This is a genomic window from Algibacter sp. L4_22 (assembly GCF_023473045.1).
Classification (GTDB): Bacteria; Bacteroidota; Bacteroidia; order Flavobacteriales; family Flavobacteriaceae; genus Algibacter.
The window spans coordinates 621,842-647,859 of the sequence record NZ_JAMCOK010000001.1; the positions used below are offsets into that span (position 1 = coordinate 621,842).

At 33.7% G+C, this 26,018-nt stretch carries 19 protein-coding genes; 5 read left to right on the forward strand and 14 right to left on the reverse strand.

Features of this window, described 5'->3' with window-relative positions; genetic code table 11:
- Window positions 1–109 precede the first annotated feature (109 nt).
- The 14 genes from M4I23_RS02740 to M4I23_RS02805 form a co-directional block, all read right to left on the reverse strand.
- Window positions 110–865 (reverse strand): relaxase/mobilization nuclease domain-containing protein, encoded by a 756-nt coding sequence (locus tag M4I23_RS02740; RefSeq protein WP_249753367.1) that lies wholly within the window; start codon window positions 863–865, stop codon window positions 110–112.
- Entirely contained in the window at window positions 855–1,466 is a 612-nt protein-coding gene (locus M4I23_RS02745) for a hypothetical protein (RefSeq protein WP_249753368.1), read from the reverse strand. The genes M4I23_RS02740 and M4I23_RS02745 overlap by 11 nt, the downstream gene beginning before the upstream one ends.
- 10 nt (window positions 1,467–1,476) lie before the next feature.
- Window positions 1,477–1,818 carry a plasmid mobilization relaxosome protein MobC gene (gene mobC, locus M4I23_RS02750; RefSeq protein ID WP_249753369.1) on the reverse strand — a complete coding sequence of 114 codons (342 nt, stop codon included), beginning with the start codon at window positions 1,816–1,818 and terminating at the stop codon, window positions 1,477–1,479.
- Window positions 1,819–1,941: 123 nt separating this feature from the next.
- A complete protein-coding gene (locus M4I23_RS02755) occupies window positions 1,942–2,793 on the reverse strand; it encodes a toprim domain-containing protein (protein WP_249753370.1) in 852 nt (283 codons plus the stop codon).
- A 92-nt stretch (window positions 2,794–2,885) separates the two neighbouring features.
- The gene (locus tag M4I23_RS02760) at window positions 2,886–3,911 is read right to left on the reverse strand and encodes an AAA family ATPase (RefSeq protein WP_249753371.1); all 1,026 of its coding nucleotides are present in this window, start codon (window positions 3,909–3,911) and stop codon (window positions 2,886–2,888) included.
- Window positions 3,901–4,200, reverse strand: a complete 300-nt coding sequence (locus tag M4I23_RS02765; RefSeq protein ID WP_249753372.1) for a helix-turn-helix domain-containing protein — start codon at window positions 4,198–4,200, stop codon at window positions 3,901–3,903. Before M4I23_RS02765 ends, M4I23_RS02760 begins: the two co-directional genes overlap by 11 nt.
- Before the next feature lie 141 nt (window positions 4,201–4,341).
- On the reverse strand, window positions 4,342–4,836 hold the full coding sequence (locus M4I23_RS02770; RefSeq protein WP_249753373.1) for a hypothetical protein: 495 nt from the start codon (window positions 4,834–4,836) through the stop codon (window positions 4,342–4,344).
- 236 nt (window positions 4,837–5,072) lie between these two features.
- Window positions 5,073–6,308 carry a site-specific integrase gene (locus M4I23_RS02775; RefSeq protein ID WP_249753374.1) on the reverse strand — a complete coding sequence of 412 codons (1,236 nt, stop codon included), beginning with the start codon at window positions 6,306–6,308 and terminating at the stop codon, window positions 5,073–5,075.
- Window positions 6,309–6,557: 249 nt separating this feature from the next.
- Window positions 6,558–7,280: a hypothetical protein gene (locus tag M4I23_RS02780; RefSeq protein ID WP_249753375.1), complete on the reverse strand. Its 723-nt coding sequence runs from the start codon at window positions 7,278–7,280 to the stop codon at window positions 6,558–6,560.
- Window positions 7,280–10,639 (reverse strand): alpha-amylase family glycosyl hydrolase, encoded by a 3,360-nt coding sequence (locus M4I23_RS02785; protein ID WP_249753376.1) that lies wholly within the window; start codon window positions 10,637–10,639, stop codon window positions 7,280–7,282. The genes M4I23_RS02780 and M4I23_RS02785 overlap by 1 nt, the downstream gene beginning before the upstream one ends.
- A gap of 144 nt (window positions 10,640–10,783) precedes the next feature.
- Window positions 10,784–12,250 (reverse strand): SusE domain-containing protein, encoded by a 1,467-nt coding sequence (locus tag M4I23_RS02790; RefSeq protein ID WP_249753377.1) that lies wholly within the window; start codon window positions 12,248–12,250, stop codon window positions 10,784–10,786.
- 25 nt (window positions 12,251–12,275) lie between these two features.
- Window positions 12,276–13,403 (reverse strand): SusE domain-containing protein, encoded by a 1,128-nt coding sequence (locus tag M4I23_RS02795; RefSeq protein WP_249753378.1) that lies wholly within the window; start codon window positions 13,401–13,403, stop codon window positions 12,276–12,278.
- 20 nt (window positions 13,404–13,423) lie between these two features.
- Window positions 13,424–15,025 (reverse strand): RagB/SusD family nutrient uptake outer membrane protein, encoded by a 1,602-nt coding sequence (locus M4I23_RS02800; RefSeq protein WP_249753379.1) that lies wholly within the window; start codon window positions 15,023–15,025, stop codon window positions 13,424–13,426.
- A gap of 11 nt (window positions 15,026–15,036) precedes the next feature.
- Window positions 15,037–17,958: a SusC/RagA family TonB-linked outer membrane protein gene (locus tag M4I23_RS02805; protein ID WP_249753380.1), complete on the reverse strand. Its 2,922-nt coding sequence runs from the start codon at window positions 17,956–17,958 to the stop codon at window positions 15,037–15,039.
- Window positions 17,959–18,195: 237 nt separating this feature from the next.
- On the opposite strand from M4I23_RS02805, the gene M4I23_RS02810 reads away from it, so the two are divergent.
- From M4I23_RS02810 to M4I23_RS02830, 5 genes are all read left to right on the forward strand, one after another.
- Complete coding sequence (locus M4I23_RS02810; protein ID WP_158846634.1) at window positions 18,196–19,269, forward strand: LacI family DNA-binding transcriptional regulator; 1,074 nt, start codon at window positions 18,196–18,198, stop codon at window positions 19,267–19,269.
- A gap of 164 nt (window positions 19,270–19,433) precedes the next feature.
- A complete protein-coding gene (locus M4I23_RS02815) occupies window positions 19,434–20,801 on the forward strand; it encodes an MFS transporter (protein WP_249753381.1) in 1,368 nt (455 codons plus the stop codon).
- An 8-nt stretch (window positions 20,802–20,809) separates the two neighbouring features.
- The gene (gene pgmB / locus M4I23_RS02820; RefSeq protein ID WP_249753382.1) at window positions 20,810–21,472 is read left to right on the forward strand and encodes a beta-phosphoglucomutase; all 663 of its coding nucleotides are present in this window, start codon (window positions 20,810–20,812) and stop codon (window positions 21,470–21,472) included.
- 94 nt (window positions 21,473–21,566) lie between these two features.
- The gene (locus M4I23_RS02825) at window positions 21,567–23,873 is read left to right on the forward strand and encodes a glycoside hydrolase family 65 protein (RefSeq protein WP_249753383.1); all 2,307 of its coding nucleotides are present in this window, start codon (window positions 21,567–21,569) and stop codon (window positions 23,871–23,873) included.
- A gap of 16 nt (window positions 23,874–23,889) precedes the next feature.
- Window positions 23,890–26,001: a glycoside hydrolase family 97 protein gene (locus M4I23_RS02830; RefSeq protein WP_249753594.1), complete on the forward strand. Its 2,112-nt coding sequence runs from the start codon at window positions 23,890–23,892 to the stop codon at window positions 25,999–26,001.
- Window positions 26,002–26,018 lie beyond the last annotated feature (17 nt).

The window sequence follows — 26,018 nt, forward strand, 5'->3', positions numbered from 1 at the left end:
CAGCGGCAGGCGTCACGTATTGCTGGTATATTTATATACTAAGCTATAAGTGTATAAAAATATAAAGCTACAATTGTATATTTATAGCTTTATACTTTTAAATAAAAACTTATCTTTTAAAGGGAAAGGGTCTATTTATTTTATTCATCTGTTTTTCCTGCTGTTCGTAAGACAATAGTTTTTCAATTCCTTTTAATGAGTATTTTCTATTAATATTAGAGCCTTTAAAGTAAACACCTTTTTCATCTGTAAAACCGACTCCTCTTCCTTTCTTTGTTTTAATTCCCATGTTTTTTAGATGAAAAACAAAATCTTCAAAGGAGTCTGATTGTTTAATAGCAGATTCTATTTTTTTCTCTAAAGGAGGAATTCGTTTATCATCTCTTATGAAAATCTCTTGATTTTTGACTGCCTCTAACACTCGTTTTACACGTCGTAAATTATATTTTTTTTCTATATCTCGACAAAAATCCATATTCCTATAATGTGTGTAATTATCCTTAACAGCTAGATTATTAGATTGAATTCTAGATGCTACTATATGGATATGCTCCTTGCCCGAATCTTTTTCATGCATATAGATTGCAAAAGGATTATCTTGGAAACCAAACTTTTTAGCATACTCATTAGAGATATCAATCCAATCTTGTGCATTTAGTTTCCCTTTATCTTCTGGAGCAATTCTAATTTTTATATGAAAGGTGTGGTTTACACACCTGTCATTCATACTATTATTCTTTTCCATCTGTGCGTTAATATCAAAACTGTTTCCTATGCATTTATTTGTGGATAGGAGTTCTCCACCTCGTTCACAGTATTCGAGTGCATTTTTCAAATATGGTATAGATTGAAGTTTAGCGATCATCGTTTTCAAGTGATTTAAGTTCTTCTTCTAATTCTTGCTTTTTTATTTCTCGCTGATGGGTGTTTAAAAGTGTGTGATACTCTTTCATAAACAAGGTGTCTTTTTGTTTTATCTTTTTTAGAATATCATTTGCAACATTAGGTTCATCCTTTTTAAAATGTTTTAAATAAACATAATTATAGAAAAGCTGATACTCTTCTCGTTCTTTGCTTAACAAACTTTTTTCAGTTAAATATGAAGGAAGATATTTTATGGAACACCAAATTGTTGTCAGGCCAAAAAAGAAAGCAACTAATATCCAGGGCTTAAAGTGAGACTTATTGCCAAACAAACTATACTCAGTATAGTTGTTGATATTAGGAGTTGTTTTGTTTTTTTCTATTGTATTAATAATTTTATTTTCTGAGTCTAAAATTAATCTATGTGCTAGTTTTACGAGTCGATAAATTTTGTCAAATTCTTCACCTAGTTCTAGGTGTCTTCGTAAATGAATGTTCTCTGATTCCTTATTACTCTTCGTGCTATCCTCTGAGATGTTTTTTAATTTATCTAACACCTTTTGCATAATCACGAAGATGTCATTATTTGTATTTTCTTCCATAATTAATGATTTAAAGTTTAGAATTTATTTCTGTAATATGGCTGTTAATATTTTTAATTTGATTCAAAACAGCCCGTTGATCTAGTAAATCTAATTCTAGATTTGAATTTAATTTTCGTGCTATTTGATTTAAATTATTTCCGATTTTATTCAGTTCAGATAAATATTTTCTAGTATCTAAATTGATTACGGTTTTTGTAAATGTTGGTTTGTTTAATTTTTCTAAGACAGCATTTCTAATAAAAAAAGAAGGCTTAATTTGCAACAAATCACATTGGTCTTTTACAAAGTCTTTATCCTCTGAATTGAGGTAAAAAACAACTTTCACTTTATGGTTTGAATTTGATTTCATCTTTTGTTTTTTTAGTCTTATGAACATTTTTTTTGTGAATAAGCCAGGCGGGTTTGGTTGATTTTTAGGGCACGGAGTAGGCACTAAAGGTCACCCAAAGCCACGACTGGCTAGACTCATGCGCTATTTTTCAAGAGCTATTAGGTATTCGTTTAAATCTTTATAATTCTCATATAGATTAGAACAATCTTGAAATTCATTATTGCAGTTTTCTTTAATAATTAAAGTTGCTTTTTTGCCAGAATCGTCATTGTCTAAATAAGTTTTTATAACATTATAATTTTGTAATAATGTTATACTTCTGCTTGCCAAAGAAGTTGAATTTAGAATGACATAATCTTCTTTTAGATCAATCAATCTTAAAGTTCTATAGGATAAGAAATCTGTGAATCCTTCAAAAATGCAGAGTGTCTTAGAGCCATTCAAAATGGTTGTTATGTTTTTATTTATTAAACAGCTTTTAAAGTATTTATTACGAAATTCAAATCCATCAAAATCGTTTTTAAATCCAATGCCAAAAAAAGGTTTTTGGTCGTCTTCTGTATAATGAATTTCTTTGCAATATATAAGAGCTTCATTAATGTTAATTTTTCTGGATTTTAAATATCCTTTTAGTGCAGGATTTTGGATTTGGCAAAGCTTTTTTATTATGATATTAGAATTCTGACTTTGAGTTAAAATACCTTGCTTTTGAAAAGAAAAAATATTTGAAGTGTTAGTACTTCTTAAATAATTTAGTGCTTCAGTAGTATCATAATTTTTTAGTTTTTTTATGAAATCGATTACGTTACCACCTTCACCTGAACCGTGGTCGTACCATACGTTTTGTAATCTGTTTGTTTTTAGAGAGGCCGTCCTTTCAGTTCTAAAAGGGCTTAAGAACCAAGATTCTTTATTATTGTATTTTGTGCAAGTCATCCCCATGGCTAATAAAATTTCATGGAGAGACAATCTATTTGCTTGTTCACAATTCATGTTTTATATTTTTTTTTCATTATCAAAATATAAATAGGTGGTTCAGGTTAGTTTATTACATATATAGCGCAACTTGACCCGAACCACTTATTTTAGTATTTAAATTCAGGGTTAAATTGATAGTTTTTCTCTGCTTGAGTAATCATTCTTTTGTTTTGTAGAAATACTTTTAGAGCTTTAGTCTTGCCTATTCCCATATCAAGATTAGCCACCTCCAAATAAGTGTCTTTTAATCTTGAAATCAGCTCGCTATATCCTAAAGACTTTACGTCTTCAAAAACCTTAATAAGAGCTTCTGTATGTGCTTCTTCAGATAGTTCTTTATAGCTAAACGGTTTTGTAGCTGTTGGTAAGAAATCTTCAACGGTTTCAGGTAATCCTTGTTCATTAATAAAAAAAGCAAAGTCTTCAAAAGGAATGTCGCGAACAGTTTTGGCAGAAACAGTACTTCTATCTCTGTCATTAGGATCTTTAGTTATTTGTAGTATAGACTCCGATTTATTGTTCAATTCCGTACCTAAATGACCTCTGGTATTATCATCTCCTTTGTTAAGGTGTAGAACGCAATGAATGTGGATATTTCTATCGTCAGTCCAAGTAAGTAGCTTAGTCATTATTTTTGTGGCTTCAGAGGCGTTGTTAATGTCCAAAACAAGGTCTCTTAATCCATCAATAACCACAAAGAATACTTCTGGATTGTCATAAATAGCTGTTTCTATTATCTCAATACGCTCCTCAGAAGTATATTTACGGAGTGCTAGAAATATTAACCTATCTTCAAGGTCTTCTAAGGTGGTATTGGTTAATTGCTGTATTCTAGTTGCAACTTTCCTACAATGGTAATCACTCTGCTCTGTATCGATATATAATATCTTATTTTTAGATTCAGGAATAAATGGCTTGTAGTTTAAGACTTTCCTTCCTGATAATAAAGAGGCCGTTATAGCACTTAAATTAAACGTTTTTTTGCTTTTTTCCTTCCCAGCTGATGCACTAAAATTCCCCAGAGTTGCTACAATAGAATCATCTATTTTTAGAATTACTGGCGGTAGCTCGTATTCTTTCCTTAAATCTAATCGGGTATCTATCCAATTGATAGGTTTTTTATTATTTTCCATGACCAGTCTCGTTTCTTAGTGATAATAAGGCATCTCTTTCAATGGAATCCTTTGTTAGATGCTCATTTTGAAGCATCCAAGCATCAAGATATTCTTTGTTGAAATAGACAAGCTTCCCTAAAGGTTTACTAAATTTTATTAACCTCAAAGATGTTAATTTATACATGTAACTCCTTGATAAAGATGTGTATAGATATGCTTCATCTAAGGTTAGAGCTTTCTTGTCTGCAAATATTATTTGTAGGAGGAGTTTTTCAATTCTTTCTAAGTTCACTGTTTTTGTACTCATTTTTATTTAATGTTTAAATTAATAAATGAGCAAATGCATTTGCTTTTGTTTTATCCGATCGATGAAACAAAGGAAGTTTTAAAAAGGAGAGATATGAAAGAAATAGGCAGAACAGAATCAGAACGATGGTTCTACCTAATCTTAATCATCTATAAATAAGTTATTTATGCGATTTTGTATAGAGGTGAATTTGTCTGATTCATTAATCTGCTCTCGGTATATTCCTGATATTTCAGAAGCCTTATCTTGAAGATTATATTTTTCTCCAGTTTTTTTCTCTATGAAATAATGAGATATAATTTCTTTTATTTGTTTGTGTGAGGTGTTATTGTTGTTTAAAGAAAATACAATAATTACAAAGCGAATTATATCACTTTTATAAAAACTAGATGTTATTTTATTTTTATCAGAAATTCTATTTCCTAAAAGGAGATTTTTGAAGGTATCGCTATCACAATCGAATTCGGGTAGTTTTTTGAGGATATCATTTAGGTCTGTTTTTTGATTATAAAAACTAGATTTCAACCCTTTACTTAATCTGTTTTTTACTTTTTCAATAAACTTATTTTCAAATTTATCAGTCCAGATAAAATAAAATATGGAACATGAGAATAGACACATTACTAATGCTATCACATTTATGAATGAATAATGGCTATCTTTTATTATTTTCAAGGAAAGTAAAGAAAACAATATTCCAAAGGAGAATAAGAACAATCTGGGCTTTTCTACTTCTTTTTTCCAAAAATAGATGGGTGAGCTAAATGAAAAATATACCAACAGTTTGAAGTATTTAATAAACATTGGGACTGAAGCGCATAGAACGATAATCGTTAAAACAGGTGGAAAATAAAGATTAATTTTGTCCATAATTAAAAGTCTAATAGTTTATTCTGAAATGATTCTCTAGTTTCATCTAAGAAGCTATCTAAGTAGTTTTCTGTGGTTCTTACGCTACTATGTCCTAAACTTTCACCTATGTACTCAGAAGAGGCTCCGGAACGCTTAAGGATAGTTGCAAATGAATGTCTTGCCGAATATGTAGTTAACTTCGATTCAATACCCAATTCTTCTGCTATACGTTTATTGTACTTGTTTATTGTTTTTACAGCTTGCTTAATCTTGTTACGCTCTTGATCTGGTGTATCTTCTTTTTTTAGAATAGGAAAAATAAAGTCATCAAGACTCGTCTCCTCATTACTCCACTTAGTTATAATTTCATTTATTTTCCCGATTCGCACAACGACTATGGGTTTTTGTTTTGTTTTTGTTGAACGTTCAGTTTTGGAACGTATAAAATAAATGTGGGTTTTATCAAGGTTTTTAAATTTTAGTTTAGCTACATCTTTAATATTTATGCCATTACATAAATAACTAAACAGCCACAAATCTCTTGCATAATCTTCGGCTTTTGTTTTAGGGGAGTATTCAACTATTTTTTTGATATCCTCAATAAACAGTGCTTTCTTTATATTTTTAGAAGAAGGGATTTGGTATTTGTTTTTTGAAAAGGGATAATTTTTCATTGGTAAACTTCCTTTTTCAATAGCTTCGTTTAATACGGTTCTCAGGTTTTTTAAATAAAAGCCAATTGTGGTAACAGATTTTCCTTTCGAAATCATCCAGTTCTCATAGTTCTGTAGCCATTCGGGTGTAATTTCTGAAAACATCAATTCTTTTTTACTATTAAAAGAAGTAATAAAACTGAGTAGGCTTTTGTATGTATATTTAAAGGTGTCTGCTGTACTTAATCTGTTTTCTTTAATTAATTGTTTTTCTCTTTTTTTTAAGGAATCAAAAACAGAATCTTCTTTCGTTGGTATTTCTAAAAGTTTTGATTTAAAATCATCTAAAGAAAAATAATTAATAGACTTAGCTAGATCAATAGCTTTAGATTCTATATGCTTTAACTCTATGTCTAATTCTTTTAAGTCGCTTCTACGATATGAACCTGATTTGTATAAATCCCAATCCTGTTTTGTTAGATACTTTCTTAGGTTTATGTAGTTTTGTTTGCGGTTATAGGTCAATCTAAGTTTAATAGAATGAGTTCCGTCTTTTCTTTGAGTTCTCGTATCTAGAATTATAGCTGTTAATATACCAATCATTTTTTTACATACATTTTACATACAAAAGTAAGAGTTATCATCTAATCAAAAGCAATTAAAAGAAAATAAAATGTAATTTACTACTGTTTTTCAAGGTTTTACGTAACAAAGGAAATAATAAGAAGTTAAAAGAAATGACTGGCAGTCAAGAGGTCGTCGGTTCGAGCCCGATCTTCTCCACAGTAATTAAAAAAAGCTTCTCATTTCTGAGAAGCTTTTTTGTTTTTATAAAAAAGGGTTGTTATTATTCTATTCCACATTAAACTCAAAAACCTGAGATTCCGAAGTGTTGTTATTATCATCTTTAGTAATAACACGCCAAAAATAAGTATTGCCAGAATTCACGGTTACCGAAACATTATTGCTGCTTGTGGTAGCCTGCGATTGTATTGGCGGATTTACGGTTCCAAAAAGGACTTCGTATTCTGTAATATCATTATCAACATCTTCTCCCGACCATTGTAGAGATAAGTTAGTGGTCGATGCTGCTAAGGAAACTGATAGAGCAGGACTAACTAATTCCGCTAGAAATGGCGCATAAGACGATGTTGCTTCGCCTGCGTTATAAAATTTCCAAGTATTACTTTGTGCTGTTTCTGTTCCTGTATTTTTAGAAACCACATACCAAGAATATGGAGTGCCGCGTAAAATAGTTACACTTTTTTCCGACACTGTACTTGTATAATTGGTTGTAGTTTGCGTGTCCAAATTCTTTAAAAATAATTGATACGTTGTGGTGTTCGTAGTATCATTCCAATTAAAAAGAATCGTGCTTTCTGTGCTTGTTAGACTAGAACCTTCGGTGCATTCCGAGTTTTCATTAGGAAAAACTAAAGTTGCAGCTGTTGGTGTTTTTACTTCGTTATCTGGATCGGGATCTTTGTCTCCATCATTGTCGCTTCCTCCACCGCAGTTAAAAAGGAAAAGACATAAAACGAAACTTCCGAAGATATATTTAAGTGAATTTTTCATTAGTTCTTAATTATTTTAAAGCTTTTGTTCGTTGTTTTTGTAATCACTTTCAATAAATACACCCCTTTATCAAGTTTCGATGCATTAATTTTAATTGTGTTGATAGTGGTTTCTTCGTGGTAAACACGTTTTCCTAGAATTGAATACATTTCTACAGTTGCTTTTTCATCTTGCAATTCTCCTAAATACACGTTTAATTCATTGTTTGAAATTGGATTAGGAAACGCTGCCATTTCATTGCCGTAAAAAATAGATTCTTCAAATTTACCTTGACAAATTTTATCAGTTTCAACCGTAATTTTGTTTTCGCCTGCTTGTAATGGGAGTTCTATTTCTGAGCTGGATGTTTCTGTTGTTACTCCATTAAACGTGATTTTATATGAAGAACCTCCACTCATATCCAATGAAACCGAATTTTTCCCTTTTGTTTGTCTAGAAAGTACCGATAGGTTTTCGGGTTCGGTAATGGCTACGTTGTAACATTGTTCATATTCAGGTTGTCCTTCGACTGTAATACAGATATTATAATTTCCAGCAGCTAAGTTATCTTTAATGAAACTACTTGTAAAGCCATCCTCACTGTTTAGGTTGCTACCTGTAATTTTTGCAGTATAGTTTAGGTTTTTTTCTGCGGAAATATCAATAAAACCATTGTTGCTATTTCGACAAGTTTCATTGCCTATTTGTAATTTGAAATTGTTGGCTGGTAAGCTAAATACTTCGCAACCATTAGCATCAACAGTAGCTCCAATTGGTGTGTCGTTACAAATATCATTATCATTTAAAACACCATCGCTATCTAAATCTTCTGGTGTTATAAAGGTTTTATCTCCGAAAATAATAAATTCGCCTGCTTTTAAAGTTATGGATGCTGTTGTGCTTGAAACTTCCATAGGCATATTTCTATCTAGTAAATTATACCACGTTCCTGTTTGTTGAAAATCTGGAATAATATTTTGTGCAGTAATCCCGAAATTCCCAAGAATGGTAATATATTTAATATCGTCTGCAGTGGCGCTATCTAAAGTTAAGTGAATAGATTTTACTCCTGATGTTTTATCGGTATCTACTTCAAAATTAGAAGTTTTAAAAATAGGTTCCTCAAGCTTAAGCCTAATTAAATTGCGCCAAGTATCATGAACAGATTTCCTATTAACGTCATCTAAATAGTCCCAAAGAATAGGTTTGTTACCAACTCTTCCGTTTTCATCAATCGAAATATCATAACCTAATTCACCAAATTGCCAAATCATTTTTGGACCAGGAACGGTGAAGAAAAATGCGCCTGCAGTTTCTACACGTTTTAAAGCGGTATTTAAATCTTTTACATTGTAAAGTGTATTTGAAGCTCCAAAATTTAGGTTTCTGTACATCATGCGTTCTTCATCATGACTTTCCATATAACTCACTGATGATGTTGCTTGTGCAAAACCTTTTTGTTTATATGAAACGTTTCCGAAGTTCGATTTTCCATTATCAAAGAAACCCATAGTAGCGTCGCTATAAGAACCGTTTAAATTATTCCAAAGCATAATGCCTTTGCCTTCGTTTACACGGTAGTTTGCCCATTCGCTTTCTTCGGTTATACCACCTAAATGTTCAAAAATTATATAGAAATCATCTTTTTTATCCCATTGATAATCGGCATATAGTTTTAAAACATCTACACGGTCTTGTTGATAACTACCTGTACAACTCTCATTGTTTTCGGTACAATTTTGTGTAAAACCTTTGGTTAGATCCCATCGGAAACCATCAATATTATATTCATCAATCCAAAATTGCGTAACGCGTTTTACATAGTCTCGTGTGGCTGTTTCACTGTGGTTAAAGTCGTTAAAAACACCGTAAGCATGCTTTGCTGTTTGGTTAAAAAAGGGATTATCGGCAGATGCTGTTCCTCCGTAATTTCCGTTATCGGTGTTCCAAAGGCGGTAATATGGGTTTTGCCCTGAAGCATGATTAAAAACGACATCGACAATAATGGCAATACCACGACGATGACATTCATCCACAAGAGCTTTAAAAGCATTTTGTGTGCCATAATATTTATCGAGCGCCATATGGAACGATGGGTTGTAACCCCAACTTTCATTACCATCAAATTCATTTAAAGGCATTAACTCTATGGCGTTTATACCGAGATTTTCAATATAATCGAGTCTGCTTTTTAAAGCATCAAAACTGTGTAAGGCATCAAAGTCACGAAGTAATAATTCGTAAATTACTAAATCGGTTTTTTCTGGTGGTGTAAAATTAGTTGTTTGCCAATTATATGTTGCATCCCCTGTTCTTAATAACGTGACGCTATGATTGGTTTTTCCTGTTGGATATGCTGGTAAATCTGGATAGGTTACCGCATTAATATATTGGTCGTTAGATTCTGCTAAAACTACTGGGGAATAAGGATCTGCAATTCTTATTGAAGCATCAACCATATATTGATACATGTGGTTGGTTTGTGGTGTTAATCCTGTTAATTCAATCCAAAAACGATCTTTACTACTGTCCTTTTTCATTAAAAAAGCATCATCAATTGTCCAGTCATTAAAATCGCCTATAACATGTACAAATTGTTTCCCTGGTGCGTAAAGTACTAAAGTAGCCTTTGTATTATCGGCTTCATTGTAATTAATACCATCCAATAAATCTGTTGGTAAAGCAGCTTCTGTAACTGTTGGAGTTACTATGGCTTCAAAAGTTTTAGATTGGGTTTGTATGCCATCGGTAATTTGTAATTCGAATGTTGTAGTTTCGTTTACTATATAATTGTTGGTATATGTTGTAACTCCTGTTGCTATATCTACAGAAATGTTATTAGCTAAAAGTGTGAAATCGGCTGTTGTACTTGAAGTTGCATTGATAGGTAATGTTTCTCCAGCATTTAAAATGGTTGTTGTTTCTGTAGGCATGTTTAAAAATAGTTGAAAAGAACCAATATCGAAAAAGAAATCGGAACAACCTGATGCTTTTAATTCTTGATTTCCCGATGCGTTTCTAAAAACCATACCCATTTTGGTAGATTCATTTTGTTGCTCGGTTGTTAAACTATAATAAACGGATGGTGTTATAGTAATGCTCCATGTACCGTTGTTATTGTTTGTCATTTCGCCAATGCCATCGTCAACGCCCCAATTACCTATGGTTTTAATACCCCAAGCATCAGCATCGTTTCCTGCGCCAGAGTGCATATATACTTTGTTAGGTGAGGAAATACTATTGCAGTCTGTTGCGGTACTGTTGAGGTCCACTGTTATGGTGATTTCGCTTGTAACTTCAAAAGTATTAGGTGAAATAGTAACTTGCGAAATAGCTGTTAAACTAAGTAGCAAGAAAGAAAATAGTAACAGTTTTTTCATCTGTTTTAGGTTTTAGTTAAGTTGGAATACTTTAAATAAAAGATGTTATTGAAGAAAACTATAATTGACAGTTTTATTCTACAACCTTCTTTTTAGAGAAAAAAAAGGCTGATAAAAACCAGCCTCTTTTGTATGTTGAATAATTTAGTTCGGAATTATATTATAACTTCCATCTAAATCGTTGAACCAGAAATCGTAACTTCCTGTTTCTGCGTTAAACGGAATGTTGTCTCCGCCGCCAGATAAATTAGCTTTACCATAAAGTTCATTAGATCCTGAATATCTCCAAACATCTGTCCAATCATCATTTGCTCTAATTAAGATAAAACCTCCATTTGTTAATGTTACACCATTGATGTACCATAAGTGTGGGTTATTTGCATCTTGAGTAAAATTAGTGTCATTATCACCATCCCAACCGTTTGGGGTAGCGTCTCCAATAATAGCCATAGAAGTATATGTTGGTGCTGCTGAAGCATCGTAAGCTTCTACTGTAAAACTTCCAGATTCTCCAACTGTAGTAAAATTATAAGAGTAATAACCTGCAGTTGCTACATTGAATGTTCCTGGGTCTGAACCACTACCGGTATTTACTGCTAAAGCAGCTCCGTCGTTTGTTCCCCATTGTGGTTGCCATGCGCCTTTAGTTTCTAGTAATTTAAAATCTCCTGCTCCAAAATACCCAATATAAACATAATTGTTTGGTACATCTTGATTTCTAAACAATGGTGTGTTGTTGTTATCATTGCTCCATCCTGGTGATGTTGCGTCTCCAACTACATATAAGTTAGGGAAAGCAGAAAGGTAAGGTGTAACAGAAACGGTTACCACTTCTGAAATTCTAGTTAATTCGTTTCCTCCTGCATTTATGTTTTTAGCAATAATTCTAATATCCATATCGCCAGCAACTTCAGGTGTTAAACCAATTCCGATAGCAACAGCATTTAATTCTGAATGTGTTGATGATACCGTACTAGCGTTAGTTGTAGTTCCAATAGAAACAGGACTTGCAAAATCGCTTCCTGCTATAGCGGCTTCTATGGTGTAGTTGATGTCGATTCCTAAAGAAGATTCTAAAACAGCATCCGTCCAATTTACAGTTAATACAGTTTCATCTACAGAGCCTATTGATAATACAAAAGCATCACTTTCTAGAGGGCTAGAAATTACCGGTGCATCTGTTGGATAACGGGTTGCTAGTAATAAAATACTGTTAGAGATTTCACTTCCAGCTGAAACTCTCATGTACGCTGGTACGTCTCTAAAGGTTGTTACTCCAGTGCTTGCAATTGCATTGTTGAATTCTGCAACCGTCATTGAAAAATTTTTCGCTTCGGTTGTTCCTAAAGTTATAGGTGATGTAAATTCAGCATCGGTTGACATTTCGATGGTGTATGAGCTGCTTCCTGTAACCTCATCTTCCCATGACAATGTAAATGCAGGATTATCTGGCAATGCAAAATTTAAAAACACTGTACTAATGCCAGGTGTATTTAGAACAAACTCAGCATCTGGTGCGGTAATTGTTAGGCTCTCTTCGGTTTCGCAAGACGCGAAAAGCATTGTTGACAAAAGCAACAGAAAGCTTATTTTGTTTATATAAAATTTCATATTTTTTCTATTAAGTGGATTAATATTATAAGTTTAATGGCACAAGAATGTAACGACCAGTGAAGTCGTTAAACCAAACATCGTAATCATCTTCTACTATTACGGGAACTTGTTCGCCACCATCGGTAGCTACTCCAGAGAATCCTGTTGATCCACCCCAAGTAGAGCCAGCGTTTGTTAAAAATGAAATATCTCCTGGTGTTAAATGTATAGCTGCTGCATACCACATGTGGCTGTCAATAGCCAATGGTGTTAAAGCGGTTGTTGCTGTACTTGACCCTTGGATATCAATACTAGAAAAATCTGTTGCTCCAGAATAATCAAACGGAGTTAATGTGTATTTTTTAGTAGAAAAATCGATTGTAAATTGATAATAACCAGCATTTGGTACTCCAAAACGTCCTGGGTCTCCAGATTGTGTTGTTGGATTTCCGGCAATATCACCCGCTTCTGCAGGGGTATCATCTCCTTCATTTGGAGTAACTCCCCATTGTGGTTGCCATAAACCTCGACTCTCTAAAATTTTGAATCGACCTTCGTCAAATCCTCCTGCGTTAGCAAAATAACCAGTATAGTAATATAAATTTTGGTTATCGGCATCTCTAAATAATGGTGGATTGTTAAGGTTGTTGTTCCAGCCTGGAGCCACGCCGTTTCCTACTAAATAGTAATCGTTAAATACGTAGTTGTAATACGGGTATACATCAAATTGTATTGCGTTTGATGCTGTCGATTCTCCATTTTGTGATCCTAAAGATGCTACTACTCTTGTGTATAAAGTAGCCCAACTAAAAGGATCTAAACCAGCACTACCTGCTGCTGCATTTATTTCGCTTGTAGATAATGTAAGGTTATTACGCCCAGTTACGGTAGATGCGGTTACAGGTGTTGTAAAAGCCTCGTCGTTTGCGAACTGTACCGCGTAATTAATAGAGGTTTGTTGTCCGTAATCCGATTCTTCCCAGTTTAGTGATAAAGCTGGGTTGTTTGAGTTATCGGCATCAAGTTCTATTTGGCTAAAGTTTAAATCGGCTAAAATTGGCGCTGATGGCGTTGAAACTTTATATATATCGGTAGTGTCGTCGCAAGAACTCAGGCATAGTAAAACTAAACCAATAATGCTAAACACTGAAATGTTTTTAAATTTTTTCATGGTCTTTATTTGTTTTTAATTTAGTACCCTGGATTTTGAGTAAGGTTAGGGTTTGCTGCAATACTAGCTGTTGGAATTGGGTACACATTAAAATGTGATGGTAAAGAAATACCATTACTTCCGTTGCCTTTCCATGCCCAATTGTAGTTTCCGCCTGTAAACTTATTGTAACGAATTAAATCTTGTCTACGGTGAGCTTCCCAATGTAATTCACGAGCACGTTCATCTAAAATAAAATCTAATGTTAAATCTCCAGAAGAAATGGTGTTTGGATTGTGTGCTCTAGTTCTTAAAGCATTTACATAAGCAACAGCGTCGGTAATGGTACCACCACCGCCTCTTAAGTGGGCTTCGGCATACATTAAGTATACATCTGCCAATCTAAATAAAGGGAAATCGGTATCAACAAACGTTTGATCTGCTCCAGTACCTCCTGTTGAGGTTGCATTCGAGTATTTTGTAATAACGTATCCAGTATCTTTATCAGAGATTTCAATAATATCAATAGGTCTGTCTGCCGAGATTATGGTGTTTCTATCATCGTCTGCAAAAGAAGAATCGAATAAATTTGCTAATTGCTTTCTAATTCTAAGTGCACCGCCCCAACCTGGTTTACTAACACCTAGTTCTAGTCCGTTTTCTTCTAAACTTCCAACTTCACCATTAATCATAACGGTTGTTGGTCCGTAATTTTGAGTTGTTGTACCATCGGAAACTATTGGGAAAATAATTTCGTTTACAGCAGAGTTTGTATTGTTGTCTGCCATAAAGTTGTATAAGTAATTAGGTGATAATGAATAACCACCATCCATTATTTTTTCACAATAAGTTAAACAATCTGTATAATGGTTTTCGCCAATGTATACTTCAGAATTTAAATACATTTTAGCTAAAATCATATAAGCGACAGATTTATCTGCACGGCCATATTCATTTTGTCTAGAGTCTACTAAATCAGTATCAATTGCAATTAATTCAGATTCAATAAAGTTGAATAACTCTGTTCTCTCATAAACAGGAGGAAAGGAATTAAGCGCATCATTTTCGGTAACAAAGTTTGCTTTCCCAAAAATATCCATCATGTAGTAATAAGCCATGGCGCGCATTAAGCGAGCTTCTGCTCTATAAGCTACAATTTCGGTTCTAATCGCTGTAGATACGTTTCTTTCATCGAGTTTATCATCTGTAGTCTCTCTTAAAAAGTTATTAGCTAAAGCAACAGAAAGGTGTGCTCTACTAAACATCCCTAGTAATAAAGGGTTTTGAGCTGTCCAGGTGTTTCTTTGAATTTCTCTAGCACCAGGGTCATTTTCGTAAGACCAAATCATTTGGTCGGCCGATAAGGTTTGTACATATAAAAGTACGCGTCCAAACTGGCTAGTTCCAGCATCAATGTTTTTTAGATTTGAGTTTCCTGGCCCATCTGTTCCTGTAAGTGCTAAGTTGGCATAAATACCAGCTAACACTTGTTTGTATGCAGCTTCGTTAGTAAAAAGATCGTCACTTAATGTGGTTTGATCATCATTAGGAACAATATCTAAATCATCCGTGCACGATGTTAGTGTCGCGAAAAAAAGTAGTGCGATCCCAACGGTATTTTGTATTTTAAATCTTGGTTTCATAGTTGTGTTTTTTAAAATTTAAAATTAGCTCCAGCCAAAATAGTTCTTGGTCTTGGATATATGTTATTGTCTATTCCTTGATCTGTACCAACCGATACTTCTGGATCTAATCCGCTATAATTTGTTATAGTGAATACGTTTTGAAGTCCAGCCCATAAACGGATGCTTTTTAACTTTTTAGAAACTTTCGGGAACGTATATCCTAAAGTAATATTATCCATTTTTAAGAATGAAGCATCTTCTACATAAATATCAGAGATAATAACATCTGCTGTACGTTGAAAGTTGTTATCTAACACCGATGTTGGTAGGTTTCCTAAAACTGCATTATCTTGAATTATTTGGTATTGTGCTCTAGATGAATTGACGTTATTATAAACGTAGTTTCCTAGGTTGGCTCTCATGTTAAATGAGAAATCGAAGTTTTTGTAGTTTACATTAGATTGAAAACCTAAAATAGCATCTGCGCCAGGGTTTTCTTTTAAATAACGGTCGTCTTCATTAATAACATTATCGCCATTTAAATCTACATAAGCACCTTCGATAGCATTTCCTGAGGTATCATAAAGTTGTTTGTACACATTAAAAGAGTTTGGCGCAAAACCTTCTCTTAGCATTTGAATGTTGTTACCTGTACCACCAGAAATCCCTCCAGTTTTTACATCTTGACCTTGAGCAAGTTCTTTAATTTCACGATCTAAGAAGGTTGCGTTAAAGTTGAAGTCGATTGTGAAATCTTCCTGTTTGATAATATCGGCATTAATTGAGAATTCCATACCGCGAGTTTGTAATTCGCCAATGTTTTGGATAATATTGTTTGAAAAGTTAGTACCATCTGCAACTGCTGCAGAGAATAATAAATCTGTAGAGTTCTTCTGGAAGAAATTTAATGAACCAGAAACTCTATTATCAAAAACACCGTAATCTATACCAAATTCTATAGTTGCTGTTTCTTCCCATTTAATATCTGGATTTATTTCTGAAGCAATAAGAGATTGAATCACTTGGTTTCCAAATTGATATTGTGAATTAGCATCACCACCCCTATATCTATTTAAGAAAATATCTTTCTCACTAATAGATTGCTGACCTGTAATACCATACCCTGCTCTTAATTTTAAGTTCGAAATGGTTTTAGAATCTTTTAAGAAATCTTCATCACTAATATTCCAAGCTACAGCAGCAGCAGGAAAGTTTCCCCAACGATTTTTATCGCTAAAACGAGAAGTTCCATCACGTCTATATGTTAAAGTTACTAAGTATTTCTCTAAAAATGTCAAGTTTGCTCTACCAAAAAAGCCAATTAAAACCACATCTGGATCGGCATAAGTATTTGCAAAAGTTTGAGGATCTCTTAAGTTGCCTGTATCGTTTCCGTTAAAGGTGAATTTTTGATAAGAATAACCGGCCATTAACTCAGTTCGGAAATTTTCGAATTCTTTGCTATAGTTTAAGTAACCATCTAATAATTTGTTGGTTCTATTTTCGTAACGACGCAACGTGTTCCCCTTTACAGGATCGTTTGTTGGCATGTTGTAAGATGTTGACTGAATTTCTTTAGCCTCAGTTTCATCATAACCAATGTTTATAACAGCTTTTAATTCTGGTAAAAAATGAAATTTATAATCGAAATTTAAATTACCATAAACTCTATTAGAATCTCCTGCGTTGTTAGTTTGAAGTAAAGAAGCAACAGGGTTTGTAGTTCCGTTTAATACTGTTGTTCCATTACGGTGTTGATAGTAACCATCAAAAGGAGATGATGTATCATAAACTGGTTGTGTTGGATCATAAGATAAAGCCGAACCTATTTGTCCTGAGTCTGCAAAACGGTTATCTTCAAAAGACATGTTTGCGTTTAAATTAATTTTTAAATGATCGTCAAAAAGTGAAGGGTTTAAAGCCAAACCTAAATTTCTACGTTCAAATTCCGAAGTCATTAAAGCGCCTTCTTGGTTGGTTAGTCCAAAAGAAAAACGCGTTGGGATGGCTTTAAATAAAGACCCTTGCATAGAAATATTGTGTTGAGAGGACACTGTATTTCTAAAAATTTCGTCTTGCCAATCTGTACTAGTTGGTCCTAGTAAAGTTTCATCTAAAGTTGTTCCATTTAAAGGTTGCGATGCTATAAGCGCTCTGTATTCATCTCCAGAAAACACATCGATACGGTTAGCTATTTCGCCAAAACTGTATTGCGTATCATAAGTTGCGCTAAATGTAGATTTACCTTTTTTAGTTACAATAATAATAACACCGTTTGATGCTCTAGAACCATAAATAGCTGTTGCTGAAGCATCTTTTAAAACAGAAAAAGAATCGATGTCGTTTGGGTTAATACTTGCCAAAACACCACGCGATCCTTTTACACTATTGTTATCTATTGGTAAGCCATCTATAATAATAAGTGGATCGTTAGACCCATTAATAGATGAACCACCACGAATTCTAATTTGAGAACCAGAACCCGGCGCACCACTTGTGGTAACACTAACACCCGATACACGGCCGCTTAATAAGTTTTCTGGTGTTACAATGTTTCCTCTAGTAAAATCTTTCGAAGTTATGGCTTCTACTGAGCCAGTGGCGTCTTTTTTAGTGGTAGAACCATATCCAATAACTACTATTTCGCTAAGTTGAGCAGCATCTTCACTAAGTTCAATGTTAAGTGATGCTTGTCCCGAATATGTAATTTCTTGTGATTGAAAGCCTACATAAGTAACAACAAGGATGTCGCCATTATTAGCTTCAAGTTGATAATGACCGTCAAAATCTGTTGCTGTTCCCGTTGAGGTACCTTTAATTACAATATTTACCCCAGGAAGTGGAATAGAAGTTGCTTTTTCTGTTACTGTTCCTTTTAGCCTAGTTTGCCCGAACATTAAAGTAGGTGCAAACAGTAAAAAGAAGAGCAATCTTTTAATAGTTGTCTTCATACAAATTAGTTTAATTAATGTCTAAATTAGTTGTTTATATTTTCAATCCTCGTGTTAAAAATATGTAAAGAGAAAGTTAAACTGTAATTTTGAGTTACGAAATTCCTAGCGAAAACGTTTTCGTGTTGATAAGTTTTCATTATTTAGCTCTTAAATTGTGAATTTCATAGAAACAGGCTGTGTTAAATAATGAAATATCTATATGGCGTTAAGTATATTTTTTGTTATTTTACTTCAATGAAAAGAAAGATAACCCTTAAACAAATTGCTCGCGAATTAGAAGTCTCAATATCAACGGTTTCTAAAGCTTTAAGCGGTAGCAAAGAAATTAGCGAAGACACAACACAAAAAATTCAGGCATTTGCTAAACTTTACAATTACAGACCAAACAATATAGCACTCAGTTTAAAAAACCGAAAGACGAAAACAATAGGTATTCTTATTCCAGAGATTGTTCATCATTTCTTTTCTACCGTTATTTTTGGTATTGAAAGAGTAGCAAATAAACGCGGGTATAACGTAATTGTTGGGCTTTCTAACGAGTCGTTTACCAAAGAAATTATAAATATGGAAATGCTTGCCAATGGAAGTATTGACGGCTTTATTCTTTCTATTTCTAAGGAAACATTGCTTAAACAAGACTATCATCATTTTCATGCCACAATAAATCAAGGCATGCCAATTGTAATGTTTGATAGGGTTGTGAGTGAAGTAGATTGTGATAAGGTTATTGTGGACGATTTTAATGGAGCTTTAAAAGCAGTGAGTATGCTAGTTAGTAACGGTTGCAAAAATATAGCACTTTTAACCACCATGGATTATGTTAGTGTTGGTAGGTTGCGAACTCAGGGGTATTTAGAGGCTTTAGAACGGAATCAAATTGAGCCGAATTCAAATCTGATTTTAAAAATTAATGATAGTTTAAATTTTGCAGATCATCTTGATTTTTTAGAGAATGAAATAAGTAAGTTTTTTGAATTAAACCCAAATATCGATGGGGTTTTTGCTGTAAACGAACTCTATGCTATTACAGCAATGAAGGTTGCTAAAAAATTAGGATATAATATCCCGGATGATATTCAAGTTATTGGTTTTACAGATGGTGTGCTTTCAAAACATGCCACGCCAACATTAACAACAGTAAGTCAACATGGGCAGAAAATAGGTGAGCAAGCCGCTAATTTACTGATAGATAGATTGGAGTCGGACGATGTGGAACCGGATTCATTTATCGCAAATAATAACAGAAAAGCCGACTTTATAAAACTAGTAATTGAAACCGAAATAATTGAAAGAGAATCTACTAAATGATTTTTTTTCTTTGAAAATTTAAAATCTTTCATATCTTTACACCGAAATCAAAACTTATATTTTCACTCCTCACTTAAGTTTTGATAAGTTATATCAATCTTCATTTTTACTGAAATTGGTATAAAACCGCTTATCAAATAGTATTAACCATAATATACTATTTAATGGAAAAGCGTAAATTAAGTTTCTGGCAAATTTGGAACATGAGTTTCGGATTTCTAGGAATTCAATTCGGATTTGCACTTCAAGGAGGCTTTATGTCTCGAATTTTTCAAACATTAGGCGCCAGTCATGACGATATTCCATTGTTATGGATTGCTGCACCCTTAACAGGTTTGCTTGTACAGCCCATTATTGGCTATATGAGTGATAGAACTTGGCATTCAAAATTAGGTCGCCGACGCCCATATTTTTTAGTAGGCGCCGTTTTAAGTTCTATTGCTTTGTTTTTTGTGCCGCATTCTTCTGCACTTTGGATTGCTGCTGGGTTTTTATGGATTCTAGATGCTTCCATCAATATTTCAATGGAACCTTTTCGAGCTTTAGTGGCCGATAAATTACCAGAATCTCAACGCTCATATGGCTTTGTTGTACAAACCTTAGTTATTGGTATTGGTACTTGGGTGGCTAGTAATTTACCTTGGATGGTTTCGCAATTAGGCGTTTCGGATGCTGCGCCACAAGGCGTGGTTCCTATGTCGGTAAAAGTAGCTTTTGGTATTGGTGCAGTTGTGTTTTTGTTAAGTGTTTTGTATACCATTTTCACAACTTCGGAATATCCACCAGAGGATATGGAAGCTTTTGAAAAGGAGAAACAAAAGAAAAATCAATTCATTCCAGATATTATAAATAACATTGGTAATATGCCTATGACCATGAAAAAGTTGGGTGTTATCCAGTTCTTTTCTTGGTTTGCGTTTTTTACTATGTGGAGTATGGCAAACCCAGCATTAACCGAGCATATTTTTAATGCACCTGCTCCCGTTGAAGCAAGTTATAATATGAGTGTTCTTGTTCAAAAAGAAGCTTTTAATGTCGCAAATACAACATTTCAAAAAGCATCGAATTTAGTCGGTTCGGCTATGGGTATTTATGGATTAACGTCTATGGTTTTTGCTTTGCTTTTAACGTTTTATACATCAAAAAGAAATATTAACCGAAAATATGTTCACATGGGGTCGCTTATCTTAGGAGGCCTTGGTTTTATTGGTATGTATTATATTTCGAGTCCCGAAAATTTAAAGTATTGTTTTGCTTTAGTCGGTATTGCTTGGGGTAGTATTTTATCAATGCCTTATGCTATGTTGTCTAGTTCGGTAGACCCAAAAAAAATGGGTATGTTCATGGGGATTTTCAATATGTTTATTGTTATTCCACAAATAATTGCAGCTCTTGGAGGTATCAATTATGTGTCAAGTTTAATTGGCGATCAAGCCATTAATGCCATGCTTGTGGCAGGAGGAAGTTTAATAATTGCAGGCTTATGTAATTTCTTAATTACAAATAAATCAGCCATTTCATATCAATCATAAAAAGAAAAATGAATACAGTAGGAGTAATATTCGATTTAGACGGTGTTATTGTAGATACCGCAAAATACCACTATTTAGCATGGAAAAGTCTTGCCGATAGTTTAGGTTTTGAGTTTACAGAGGCAAACAACGAATTGCTAAAAGGTGTTAGCCGTGTACGTTCTTTAGAAATTTTATTAAATCTTGGAAACGTTACGCTTTCCGAAGAAAAAAAACAAGAATATTTAATAAGTAAGAATGAGCATTACCTCACCTATATCACAAAAATGGGAGCAGATGAAATTCTTCCTGGTGCCTTAAAATTACTAGATACTTTAGATGAATTAGGCGTTAAATACGTACTTGGTTCTGCTAGTAAAAATGCACCATTAATTTTGAAACAAGTTGGTTTGTTTGAAAGGTTTAATGGTATTGTTGATGGAAATAGTGTTTCTAAAGCTAAGCCAGATCCAGAAGTGTTTTTAATAGGTGCCGAAAAACTAAACCTTAAACCCGAAAATTGTATCGTTTTTGAAGATGCGATTGCAGGAGTAGAAGCAGCAAATAGAGCGCATATGGTTTCTGTTGGAATTGGTGATAAGAATACATTAAGTGAAGCGGATTATAATTTTAATGATCTAACGGAAATTCCTTCCGATTTTATTGAGAAAATAATAAGTAAGAAAAAATAAATAGTTAAGAAAGAAGAATATAGAAGAAGGACAGTAGAAAGTATTCGGTTATCGAAAAACTGTTTATTCTCTTTAATCTCAAAATATAAAACAAATGAATCAAGATTATATAAAACCAGATAATTGGTCCGTTATAGAGGAAGGTTTTAATGCCGAATGCGTAAAATCTTCCGAAAGTTTATTTAGTATTGGAAATGGTGCCATGGGGCAGCGTGCTAATTTTGAAGAGCAATATTCAGGCGCAACGTTTCAAGGTAGTTATATTGCTGGTGTGTATTACCCAGATAAAACGCGTGTAGGTTGGTGGAAAAATGGCTATCCTGAATATTTTGCAAAAGTGTTGAATGCACCAAATTGGATTGGTATTAATGTATCAATTAATGGAGAACAACTCGATTTACATACTTGTAAAACCGTAGAAAATTTTAGAAGAGAACTTAACATGAAAGCGGGTTGGTTGTCTCGTAGTTTTACGGCAACACTTCAAAACAATACTGTTGTTGAGGTGGAAACTAAACGTTTTTTAAGTTTGAATTTGGATGAAGTTGGAGCAATTGAATACAGCGTAAAGCTTATAAATTCTGATGCTGAAATTATATTTCAACCTTATTTAGACTCTGGAATTACTAATGAAGATACCAATTGGGACGATAAATTTTGGGATACTTTAAATATTTGTAATGAAAGAAATCAGGCTTTTATTGAAGCCAAAACCATGAAAACCGAATTTCATACCTGTACTTTTATGGAATCGGAGGTTTTTGTAAATGGAGAGTCTTTATCGATCGATCCAATTATTAAAACAGAATCTAATACGGTTTCTTTCAGTTATTCAAAACAAATAAAAGAAGGGGAAACTTACACTATCAATAAGTTTGGTGGTTATGTTGTGGATACAAATCATGATAAAAACGAGCTTGTCTTAGCTGCAAAAAACGTTTTAAATTCAGCTTCGGAAAAGGGTTTCAATGTATTATTAGAAGAGCAAAAACAAGCTTGGGAACGTATTTGGAGCATGTCGGACATTACCATTTCGGGAGATGTAAAAGCACAACAAGGTATTCGATTTAATATTTTCCAGTTAAATCAAACATATTTAGGTAAAGATTCTAGATTAAATATTGGCCCAAAAGGTTTTACAGGAGAAAAATATGGTGGTAGCACTTATTGGGATACCGAGGCGTATTGTATTCCATTTTATATGGCCACAAAAGACCAAAATGTTGCCCGAAGCTTATTAGAATACCGTTATAATCATTTAGAAAAAGCTATTGAAAATGCTGAAAAATTAGGCTTTACAAACGGAGCAGCTTTATACCCAATGGTAACCATGAATGGCGAAGAATGCCATAATGAATGGGAGATTACTTTCGAGGAAATTCATAGAAATGGCGCCATTGCGTTTGCTATTTTTAACTACCACCGTTACACGGGCGATTATAGCTATATTCCAGAAAAAGGTTTGGAAGTTTTAATTGGAATTGCTCGTTTTTGGCAACAGCGTGCCACGTTTTCTACAGCTAAAAACAAGTATGTTATTCTTGGCGTTACCGGGCCAAATGAATACGAAAACAACGTAAATAATAACTTTTATACCAATTATTTGGCGCAATGGTGTCTTAAATATGCTTTAGAAAATGTTTTAAAGGTTGAAAGTGAATATCCTTCCGATTTTAACAGAATAATGAATAAGGTAATGTTGTCGGAAGATGAATTAACCCAATGGAAAGCTGTTGCTAAAAATATGTATTTTCCTTTTTCAGAAGAAAAACAAGTGTATTTGCAACAAGATGGTTTTTTAGACAAGGAATTAATTACAGTAGCTCATTTAGAGAAAGCGCAACGACCAATAAATCAAAAATGGAGTTGGGATCGTATTTTACGTTCTCCATATATCAAACAAGCTGATACTTTACAGTGTCTTTACTTTTTTGAAGATCAATTTTCCGATGAAGAATTGGAACGTCATTTCGATTTTTACGAACCTTTTACAGTTCACGAAAGTTCATTATCACCTTGTGTACATAGTATTCAAGCGGCAAAACTGGATAGAATGGAACAAGCATATACTTTTTATTTGCGTACATCACGTCTAGATTTAGACGATTATAATAATGAAGTTCACGAAGGTTTACACATTACTTCAATGGCTGGAACATGGATGAGTATTGTGGAAGGTTTTGGTGGTATGCGTGTTAAAAATGATATGCTTTCTTTTACTCCTAAAATACCGAAAGAATGGGATGATTATTCATTTAAAGTAAATTTTAGAAATCAAATTTTAAAAGTTAATGTTAATCAAAACGATACAAAATTTGAATTGGAAGGTAATTCGGATTTGGAAATTCTAGTCAACAATGTACCCGTAAGTATTTCACCAAATAGTTTAATAACTGTTTAAATAAAAATAAAAAATGATGAAGTCATTTATATTGATAATTGCTGTTTTGTTTTCTGTAATATTAGGAAATGCTCAAGAGCTGAAATCGCCCAATGGCGAATTAAATATGCAGTTTTCGTTAGAGTTCAATGGTGTGCCAACCTATAAGTTGGGGTATAAAAGCAAACCGGTAATTAAACCAAGTCATTTAGGCTTGGAGTTGAAAGATGATGAAAAATCGTTATTAAACGACTTCAAAATTTCAAATACAGAAACTGCAACTTTCGATAATATATGGCAGCCAGTTTGGGGTGAAACCAAAGATATTCGTAATCATTATAACGAATTAGCAATCACTCTAACTCAGAATGAAACGGATAGAAAAATGATTATCCGTTTTCGTTTATTTAATGATGGATTGGGCTTTCGGTATGAATTTCCGTCACAAGAAAACCTTGTTTATTTTGTAATTAAAGAAGAAAAAACGCAGTTTGCCATGACTGGAGATCACACGGCTTTTTGGATTCCAGGGGATTATGATTCTCAGGAATACGATTTTACAGAATCAAAATTATCAGAAATTAGAGGTTTGTTCGATACAGCTTTAACCGATAACGCATCGCAAGAGCAGTATTCTAAAACAGGAGTGCAAACGTCTTTAATGATGAAAACTGCCGATGGTTTATATATTAATTTACACGAAGCTGCGCTTGTTAATTATTCTTGTATGAATCTTAAATTAGATGATGAAAACATGATTTTCGAGTCCTGGTTAACACCAGATGCTATAGGTGATAAAGGTTATATGCAGGCGGCATGCACATCGCCTTGGAGAACCATTATGATAAGTGATGATGCTCGAGATATATTAGCGTCTAACATAACATTAAACTTAAATGAGCCTTGTGAAATTGAAGATACATCTTGGATTAAACCCGTGAAATACATTGGTGTTTGGTGGGAAATGATTACAGGAAAAAGTTCTTGGCAATATACAGACGAATTACCAAGTGTGGAACTCGGTGTTACAGATTACACTAAAGTGGAACCAAATAAAACGCATGCTGCAAACAATACCAAAGTGAAGGAATATATTGATTTTGCTTCCGAGCATGGCTTCGATGGTGTTTTAGTTGAAGGTTGGAATGAAGGTTGGGAAGATTGGTTTGGGAAATCGAAAGATTATGTATTCGATTTTGTAACGCCATACCCAGATTTCGATGTAGAAGCTATACATAAATATGCGAAATCTAAAGGTGTAAAAATGATTATGCATCACGAGACTTCCGGTTCTTCGCGTAATTACGAACGACATCTAGATCAGGCTTATCAGTTTATGAAAGATAATGGTTACGATGCTGTAAAAAGTGGGTATGTTGGAGATATGTTACCACGAGGTGAGCATCATTATGGGCAATGGATTGTAAACCATTTTCAATATTGTGTAGAAAAAGCGGCAGATTATGAGATTATGGTTAATGCGCACGAAGCAGTGAGACCAACGGGAATTAGCAGAACGTACCCAAATTTAATTGGGAATGAATCTGCTCGAGGAACCGAGTTTCAAGCCTTTGGTGGTTCTAAACCAAACCATGTTACGGTATTGCCGTTTACGCGTTTAATTGGCGGACCTATGGATTATACGCCAGGTATTTTTGAAATGGATATCAGCAAGCTTAATCCAAATAATAATTCGCATGTAAATAGTACTATCGCCAATCAATTAGCGCTTTATGTAACGATGTATTCGCCGTTACAAATGGCAGCCGATTTGCCAAAAAATTACGAGCGTTTTATGGATGCCTTTCAGTTTATAAAAGATGTGGCTATCGATTGGGATAAGAGCGTGTATTTAGAAGCCGAACCAGGTTATTATGTTACTATTGCTCGAAAAGAAAAAGGTTCCAGCAATTGGTTTGTTGGTAATGTAAACGGTAATGAATCTCGGGTTTCGACTATTAAATTCGATTTCTTAGAAAAAGGAAAAAAATATAAAGCAATTATTTATGCCGATGCCAAAGACGCGCATTATAAAACCAATCCGCAGGCTTATAAAATTACTACGAAAACGGTAACGAGTAAATCTAAATTATCGCAATTATCGGCTCCTGGCGGAGGTTATGCAATTAGTATTATGGAAGTTAAATAGGTTCAAAACATATATAA

Coding starts and splice junctions, on each gene's coding strand:
- M4I23_RS02740 (WP_249753367.1), bottom strand. CDS start 865: ATGATCGCTAAACTTCAATCTATACCATATTTGAAAAATGCACTCGAA.
- M4I23_RS02745 (WP_249753368.1), bottom strand. CDS start 1,466: ATGGAAGAAAATACAAATAATGACATCTTCGTGATTATGCAAAAGGTG.
- mobC (WP_249753369.1), bottom strand. CDS start 1,818: ATGAAATCAAATTCAAACCATAAAGTGAAAGTTGTTTTTTACCTCAAT.
- M4I23_RS02755 (WP_249753370.1), bottom strand. CDS start 2,793: ATGAATTGTGAACAAGCAAATAGATTGTCTCTCCATGAAATTTTATTA.
- M4I23_RS02760 (WP_249753371.1), bottom strand. CDS start 3,911: ATGGAAAATAATAAAAAACCTATCAATTGGATAGATACCCGATTAGAT.
- M4I23_RS02765 (WP_249753372.1), bottom strand. CDS start 4,200: ATGAGTACAAAAACAGTGAACTTAGAAAGAATTGAAAAACTCCTCCTA.
- M4I23_RS02775 (WP_249753374.1), bottom strand. CDS start 6,308: ATGATTGGTATATTAACAGCTATAATTCTAGATACGAGAACTCAAAGA.
- M4I23_RS02780 (WP_249753375.1), bottom strand. CDS start 7,280: ATGAAAAATTCACTTAAATATATCTTCGGAAGTTTCGTTTTATGTCTT.
- M4I23_RS02785 (WP_249753376.1), bottom strand. CDS start 10,639: ATGAAAAAACTGTTACTATTTTCTTTCTTGCTACTTAGTTTAACAGCT.
- M4I23_RS02790 (WP_249753377.1), bottom strand. CDS start 12,250: ATGAAATTTTATATAAACAAAATAAGCTTTCTGTTGCTTTTGTCAACA.
- M4I23_RS02795 (WP_249753378.1), bottom strand. CDS start 13,403: ATGAAAAAATTTAAAAACATTTCAGTGTTTAGCATTATTGGTTTAGTT.
- M4I23_RS02800 (WP_249753379.1), bottom strand. CDS start 15,025: ATGAAACCAAGATTTAAAATACAAAATACCGTTGGGATCGCACTACTT.
- M4I23_RS02805 (WP_249753380.1), bottom strand. CDS start 17,958: ATGAAGACAACTATTAAAAGATTGCTCTTCTTTTTACTGTTTGCACCT.
- M4I23_RS02810 (WP_158846634.1), top strand. CDS start 18,196: ATGAAAAGAAAGATAACCCTTAAACAAATTGCTCGCGAATTAGAAGTC.
- M4I23_RS02815 (WP_249753381.1), top strand. CDS start 19,434: ATGGAAAAGCGTAAATTAAGTTTCTGGCAAATTTGGAACATGAGTTTC.
- pgmB (WP_249753382.1), top strand. CDS start 20,810: ATGAATACAGTAGGAGTAATATTCGATTTAGACGGTGTTATTGTAGAT.
- M4I23_RS02825 (WP_249753383.1), top strand. CDS start 21,567: ATGAATCAAGATTATATAAAACCAGATAATTGGTCCGTTATAGAGGAA.
- M4I23_RS02830 (WP_249753594.1), top strand. CDS start 23,890: ATGAAGTCATTTATATTGATAATTGCTGTTTTGTTTTCTGTAATATTA.